Source organism: Flavobacterium sp. (assembly GCF_046317795.1).
Taxonomy (GTDB): domain Bacteria; phylum Bacteroidota; class Bacteroidia; order Flavobacteriales; family Flavobacteriaceae; genus Flavobacterium.
Genome location: NZ_JBKCVI010000026.1, coordinates 1 through 7469, shown reverse-complemented (window position 1 = coordinate 7469; position 7469 = coordinate 1). Strand labels below are relative to the sequence as shown.

Below are 7469 nucleotides of genomic sequence, written 5' to 3'. Positions count from 1 at the left end.
TTTTCTATCATCAGCAAAAAGTTTGCGTTGTGCCAATTTTGGATTTGGTATTAAAGGATTTGGAGCTTGATTTTCATACGTAAAAACTCTGCCCATACCGCTCATCATATGGTATAGTATGTGGCAATGAAAAAACCAGTCGCCTTCTACATTAGCATTAAATTCTAAGGTGTCGGTTTCCATTGGCATTATATCCACAACATTTTTTAAAGGAGCGAATTCATTGTGTCCGTTGAGCAATCTAAAATCGTGTCCGTGCAAGTGCATTGGGTGACGCATCATTGAACCGTTATACAAGATAATTCTGACGTTCTCACCTTTTTTAATTAAAATTTTATCTGTTTCGGAAATGACTTTGTTGTCTAAACTCCATACATAGCGATTCATATTTCCAGTAAGTTCAAACCGCAATTCCTTTACAGGAGCATCTTTTGGGAGGGCTGTTTTGATAGGTGATTTGAGCATTGCATAATTCAAGGTAACAATATCTGCCAAAGCATTTGCATTGTAGCGGTTAGGGTCTTTATCATCTTGTTTTGATTTTGTATCGCCTGTAATTTCAGGATACATTACTACATTCATATCCATTTGGTTTAAACTCATATCCATTCCCATATCGTCTAAATCGCCATTCATTTTCATCATATCATTCATCATCTTCATACCTTCAAAATACTTTAATCGTGGTTGGGGCGACTTGAGTTGTTTGATACCATTTCCAAAATAGAAGGATGCAGAATTTGTACGGTCTTCGGTAGTAGCCAAAAATTCATACGCTGTGTTTTCTGCTGGTATGGTTATAATAACATCATAGGTTTCAGAAACCGCAATAATTAATCTATCTACTTCAACAGGTTCAACATCATTTCCATCGTTTGCCACAACAGTAATTTTCCCGCCTGCGTATGTAAGCCAAAAGTAGGATGATGCACCACCGTTGGAAATACGAAGTCGAACTTTATCGCCAGCTTTTAGTTCCTGACCATCAATGTTTTTTAATTCTGTAGTTGGTTTTCCATTCATTAATATTTTTTCGTAATACACATCGCTAACATCCATTGCCAACATTCGTTTCCATTCGTTTTTGAGTTTGGTTTTAAAATGTCCTGCTTTTATAGCTTCGGCATAACTTTGAACTGAATTTTTTTTCAATGCAGGGTAATCATTGGCATTATGCAACATTCTATGAATATTTTCAGGTTTTAAGTCTGTCCATTCACTTAATACAATTGGAATAGTTGGCAAATCATCAATCCCTTTTCTAAATGTAGGGTCGTCTTGTTTTTTCAGCATTACGAAGTTACCGTACACACCAATTTGCTCCTGTAATCCCGAATGACTGTGATACCAGTGTGTACCGTTTTGAATGATTGGGAAACGATAAATGTGCGTTGTATTTGGCTCTATAGGCATTTGCGTTAGATAAGGCACACCATCTTCTTTGTTGGGCAAAAATAATCCGTGCCAATGTAGCGAGGTGCTTTCTTTTAGCTGATTGTGTACGTGAATTTCTGCCGTATCGCCTTCTGTAAAAACGAGCGTTGGCATAGGGATTTGACCGTTTACAGCTATGGCTCTTTTGATTTTTCCTGTAAAGTTTACCAAAGTGTCTTTTACATAAAGGTCGTAGCGAACTGTTTTTTGAGCGGATATATTATTACTGATCAATAGTAACACTACTATCGGCAGCAATTTTTTTGAAAGAATTTTTTGTAAAACCATTTTAAGAATTTCATTTTAATTATAATTGCCAAATTTCAGCAGGCTGTAAAAAATAGTAGCCCAATGCAGGGATTTGTTTTTTATTTTCCATTATCATTTCTTTTTTTTAAATTGAAGAATGTGTAGTATAAATTAAAATAAACTCCATTTGGTGCTGTGCGAAGCATCGAACTATATAACTCTTTACGATAAGCTAAATCTATACGAACTTGACTATTGAAAATAAACTGTATCGCTGGAACAATGTCAAAGAATGTTTTTCCATTTTCATTAATAGTTTGCCCTACAAACTCAACCATTATGTTTATGTTGGTTTGTTTAAAACTTGTGTACTTCTTAGGGTACATCAATCTTCCAAATGAAAGCGTATAATTGGTTGCGTTATCGCCAAAATTACTTGGGAAATCATATTGAGGTCTGTTGTCGAAAGCTTTTTCATAACTCACAGTTGTGCTGATTGCTAATTTTTTGACCAGCTTTGTAGCTATAATTCCAGTTTCAAACCCTGTATTATGTCCTACTATTTCTATCTGTTCTTGATGAATATCGGCTCTATTGAAACTATATCTTCCATAAGCTGCCAATCTGAAATGACTGTTTAAGTCATCAGTAGAATAAAATCGGTATTTAGCCATAATACTACCACCTTCGGCATATAGTTGATTGCTCCTGTTACTTATAAACGCTGAACCACGAAACATTAGGTTCTTAGATAAACCATAAGTTACTTCTGGCATAAAGTGATAATTAAATCCTTTTTCAAATTGCTCTTTAAACGAAGACTGCATTATGTTAACAGCTAAAGAGTTAGCGGGGACATTACTGGCAGGGTCAGTAATCACAAACAACTCTTGACTATATGTTTTTTGATAAGTTAATATAACGATAAAGGCAACAATCCATCTCATTGATTTAAAATTTTAATGTGAAAATCGTTTTCATTATTCGTAGAATATGTTGCCACGTCTTTGTAAGTCTTGGATAGCTTTTTAAATTCCTTTTCTGTTACATACCCTTTATCTAAAACTTGAAAATTTATTTCTGTTTGTTTTTCAAGTTTGCTATCAACTAAAATATAAATATTTTGATCAAGAATTTCAGGTGTTGCTGTAACGATAAATACACCAATAAAAAAACCTGCTTTTTCAACTTTATCTTTAAAAGTCTTTGGATTTAATTTATTGTCTTTTTTTAGAAAAACAATAAAGGTATTCGTGTTTAAATCAGTTGCTACACTGTCAACATCTGAAATTGATTCTAATTGTTTAAATATTGCATTGGAACACATTGAACAAGTTAACCCTGTTGCTCGAAGTTCGATTTTTGATATTTGTGCATTAATTATTGTAGCACTTATCAAAAGTATTATTGTGAGTAATACTCTTTTTCTATTGAATTTATTATTTTCCATTTTATTTATATTAATTATATCACATAAATGAGCATAATTCCACTCATTGCAATCATCAAAGCATCTTCAATAATGGTGACGGTGCTCATTGGTAAATTGAAAACAGCACCCAAACAAGCACATTGAATTTTCTTTTTATTAAGTACCGATTGTAAAACCCCGATGATGCTGATGCTCATCACTACAAATGTTACACTGTTGGTAATAAGCGGATTGAAATTGATTAAAAAGGCAATGCCCAAAGCCAATTCTGTAAAAGCATAGATGAAAGCCCAAGCGGGTAAACGCTTGGCGACCACATCATACATTACATAACTTTCGGCAAAACCTTTTAGATTGAGCATTTTGAAAAATGAAAACACCAAAAAGAATCCTGCCATAAAGTGTTGCATCCATTGCATTCCATCAAAATGATGATTGAATACTTGTCCAAGTAATGTTACCAAAGTGATGTAAAAGAAAATCAATAAAATTGGTTTATAAGTTTCAAACCACGATTTTGTTTGTTCTGTTATTTCACTATGATGCAATGCCGAAATTTTGTATTTTTCGGGAAGTGCTTTTTGTAAATCTGATATGGCAATGTGCTTATCCATTGTAATTGTTGCCGAATTTTCGTTTTTTGAAACTTCAACGTTTGTTACGTTTTCCACCATTAACAAAGCCGATTTTACTGTAGCTTCGCAACTTGAACAGGTCATTCCTGTAACTTGATATTTATGTACCATTTTTTTGTTTTTTTATTGGTTATTTTTATGGTACAAATTTCATTTTTGCTTTCAAATTATCTATTGTGGAATTTTGTGAATGTGTTGTAACTTTTACAAATCTTCAATTTGCTTTCTTTTTTTATCTCTTAATTGTTTAAAATAAGTAGGCGAAAAACCCGTGACCTTCTTAAACTGATTACTCAAATATCCTACACTGCTATAGTTGAGTTGGTAAGCAATTTCATTTAATGTGAGTTCTTCATACATTAATAGTTCTTTTACTTTTTCTATTTTTAGTTTGATAAAATATTTTTCTATTGTTGTGTTTTCTACTTCCGAAAACAAGTTGCTTAATGTGTTATAATCTTGATGAATATGACTTGTCAAATAGTCAGAAAGATTGGTTTTGATAGCGTTGTTTTTGCTTTGAACTAAATCAATAATAAGTGTTTTGATTTTATCAATTGTTTTACTTTTCTTGTCGTCTATAATATCAAAACCTAATAATTGTAAATTACTAAGTAGTATTCCTTTTTGGCTATCAATAGCTCCTTCCAAAATTTCTACTTCTCCCAATTCAACTGCAATAGGATGAAGTCCGAGTTTTTCCAACTCAGACTTCACTACCATTTTGCAGCGACTACAAACCATATTTTTGATATAGAGTTTCATTTACTCTTTAATAGCAATGCCATTTGGCTTAGAACCAACTGATATTGTTTGAGATACTGTATGTGTTGCTACATCTATAACAGAAACGTTTCCTGACCCTTGATTGGTTATATACGCTTTAGTTCCGTCACTATTAAATGCAATTGCGTGAGCATCTGCTCCAGTTGATATGTTGCCTTGCAAAGTCCAAACACCGCCAACTATAGTATAATAAACTACTTTTCCGTTAGTGGCATCAGAAACCCACAGTTCACCGCTTGCTGTATGGTATGCAACATAACCAGGTTTGAAGCCTAAATTTATGGTACTTGTTACGTTCATCCCCGATACAGAAATTTCCGAAACTGTTTGGCTCATCTCATTATCAACATACATTTTGCCATTACTCGCACTCCAAGCACCAACAGGGTCAGTGCCAACTGTAAGTGTTGTATGTATCATTTTTGAATTGGCATCAATAAGGGTAACCGTTCCATCCATTGTATTACAAGCAAAAGCCATCGTTCCATCGTTTGAAAATGTAACTTCTGAAAGACCCTTGCCAACATTTATGGTATTTTGAAGTGTCCAGTCTGATGTTTTGTAAATTAAAACTTGGCTTTGAATAGTATCCATTTGCCCTATCCAAAGTTCTGTTCCCGAATTATTGAAAATGGCATTATGTGGTAATTTAGCCAAAGAAATTTCTTTGTCAATCATTCCAGTTACAACATCAATTATCTGAACTTTTAAGCCAGCAGTTGCTCCACTGTGTCCTGCGTGTCCGCCACTTAGGTCAGTTGCCGTAATAGCCACAGCCAACTTAGTTTTTGCTGGGTTTATGTAAATGTGATGCGGAAATGTTGCTCCATTCAAACTAATGGTTTCAGAAACAGTATTATCAGAAAGTTTGATAACTGAAATGTTATTAGATACTCCATTTACTACATAAGCTGCTGGATAATTTATATTTAGCATCGTATGACCTGCATCGTGGTTCATATCATCCATATCGTGTTTTTTGCACGATGAAATTGTGAAAGCAAAAATTGAAACCGCAAAAATTGCTATTGTGGAAATTGAATTTTTCATTGTTTGAAATTTTATTTAATTGTTTCTACCGTTTTACCACAAGACAGCATTTGCGAACCGTAGTAAGGATTTTTTATTGTACTTTCTTTGCTCAACCAATTTGCTCCTTTGCCATCATTGTACATTGGGCAATTTTGGTAATAGATTGGAGTTTCTTGTTTTGAAACTTTAATAAGAGCATACATATTTTTTGAAAGCGATGTAAAATGGTCTCTTTGATGTCCTGCATCTTTTGTTTCTTCAATATGCTCGGTGTCAAAAGCTAAATCCTTCATTACTTTCATCCAAACAGTATGCTCATCGGTTGAAAGTTTAGTCATATTTACTGCATTAATATTGGAAAGTAATTCTTTAGCTATTGAAGAGGCTAATTTTCCATCAGATTTTACCAAAGCATCTTTCAAGGCAAAATAGTTATCGAAAATCGATTTTAACTGATTTACTTCTTGGGAAGTTTCTGTTGGCTTCTCTGTTGTTGTAGCATCGTGATTGTGCGAAGAATGGTCGTCAACAACGTCTGTTTTAACAATAGTTGTTTTAGTTACTCTTTCATATTGGCAACAACCGTGCAGTTTACTATACACATCATCGGGAGCCAGGAATTTGTCGCTATCATAACCAGCTAGTGCAATACGTTTTAAGATTTCATCTTGATTTGTTTTCATACTGTCATAGGTGATAATTGCTATTTTTGTGTCTTTATCCCAATCCACTTTGGCAACTTTTTTAACGTTACCTGCTGTTTCAATGGTTGTTTCGCACATACCACAATTACCATAAATTTTTACAGTTTCGGTTTTAGCATTTTTTACTTGGGCTTCACAACTTGTGAGCGAAGTAGATGCAATGCAAAGCATCATCGTTATTTTATTGAAAATGTTCATTTTTGTTTGAATTTATATTTAGAAAAGATTTGAAAACAGAATTAGCCGAGCCACTATTACAGTGTCGGCAAAACTTTTGAGTTATCAAAAATCAAATACGGAATACTTGATTGAGAATGTAAAGAGGAGGTTTTACATTGTTTGGGGGATGGTGAAAATAGTATTCAGATACTATTGTTGGAAAGCAAACATAGCAAATCTCAAATGAGGATGGCAGAGCTACATCAAGATTAAATGAATTAGAAAAAGTTAAGAGACACTCTTGTGTTTTTGCTTGGTTGTCATCAACTTCGTAAGAAAAAGTTTTGTCTTCGCAACAATTTTTCTTCATCTTTTTGCTGCCACAAGTACAAGGGTTTTCTGATTTCGCTCCGATTGAAATAGATGAAAGTTCCCCACCACAATAATGCACATTTACATTGACACCAAAAGTGGGTATCATATAAAGTAAAAGCAATAATGTAACTACAAATTTTCTCATTATTAGATTGAACGCAAAGTTAGGTAAAATATTGTACTTGATTTGTTTTTTGTCATAAAAGTTATAACGAAGCGATGCCAAAAAGTGGCTCTTTTGGTTTTGCCGAAGGGTCGGCTTTGTGTGTCGGGGCAAAACCAAATGTGCCACTTGTGTGGCTGGCTAAAATTGTTTTTAAAAAGTGCGGTGGGGAAAAAAATAAAAAAACATAGGGTCAGCAAAGAGTGTCGGCTTACTCGTTGTCCATTTGTAATATTGTTTCTATGTCTTTGGTCACCTGTCAAAATGGTTTACTTTTTTCTTGTTTTTAGTCGTCTGTTTGATGTTTGCACGGTCGTTTTTATCATTGGCTATAACTGACTTATATGCGCTATAAATATGCGCAAATACATCCATCTAATGGTAGCTTGGCGAATCTTTCCGTCAGTTTGGAATGATGACAATATTACAAAAAAGCAATTAAATTTTACTGAACGCAGTTAGTTTCCTGTAAGTGCTTCACTTCATTCAAGTATTGTTTC

8 protein-coding genes are annotated in these 7469 nt (G+C 33.8%); all 8 read right to left on the bottom strand.

All coding sequences use genetic code 11. The features are described 5' to 3' along the window. Window positions 1-1722, bottom strand: a 1722-nt coding sequence (locus ACK5ON_RS01860) for a multicopper oxidase domain-containing protein (RefSeq protein WP_409819318.1), incomplete at its 3' end; no start/stop codon positions are given. Between the two features lie 80 nt (window positions 1723-1802). Continuing rightward, window positions 1803-2630: a hypothetical protein gene (locus ACK5ON_RS01855; protein WP_409819315.1), complete on the bottom strand. Its 828-nt coding sequence runs from the start codon at window positions 2628-2630 to the stop codon at window positions 1803-1805. Beyond that, on the bottom strand, window positions 2627-3133 hold the full coding sequence (locus ACK5ON_RS01850) for a heavy-metal-associated domain-containing protein (RefSeq protein ID WP_409819312.1): 507 nt from the start codon (window positions 3131-3133) through the stop codon (window positions 2627-2629). The genes ACK5ON_RS01855 and ACK5ON_RS01850 overlap by 4 nt, the downstream gene beginning before the upstream one ends. A 14-nt stretch (window positions 3134-3147) precedes the next feature. Further along, window positions 3148-3861 (bottom strand): heavy-metal-associated domain-containing protein, encoded by a 714-nt coding sequence (locus tag ACK5ON_RS01845; protein ID WP_409819310.1) that lies wholly within the window; start codon window positions 3859-3861, stop codon window positions 3148-3150. A gap of 93 nt (window positions 3862-3954) precedes the next feature. After that, complete coding sequence (locus ACK5ON_RS01840) at window positions 3955-4515, bottom strand: helix-turn-helix domain-containing protein (protein WP_409819308.1); 561 nt, start codon at window positions 4513-4515, stop codon at window positions 3955-3957. Further along, complete coding sequence (locus ACK5ON_RS01835; RefSeq protein WP_409819306.1) at window positions 4516-5586, bottom strand: YncE family protein; 1071 nt, start codon at window positions 5584-5586, stop codon at window positions 4516-4518. Window positions 5587-5597: 11 nt separating this feature from the next. Next, window positions 5598-6470 (bottom strand): DUF3347 domain-containing protein, encoded by an 873-nt coding sequence (locus ACK5ON_RS01830; protein WP_409819305.1) that lies wholly within the window; start codon window positions 6468-6470, stop codon window positions 5598-5600. Window positions 6471-6561: 91 nt separating this feature from the next. Next, window positions 6562-6951: an HYC_CC_PP family protein gene (locus ACK5ON_RS01825; RefSeq protein WP_409819303.1), complete on the bottom strand. Its 390-nt coding sequence runs from the start codon at window positions 6949-6951 to the stop codon at window positions 6562-6564. Window positions 6952-7469: the final 518 nt, after the last annotated feature.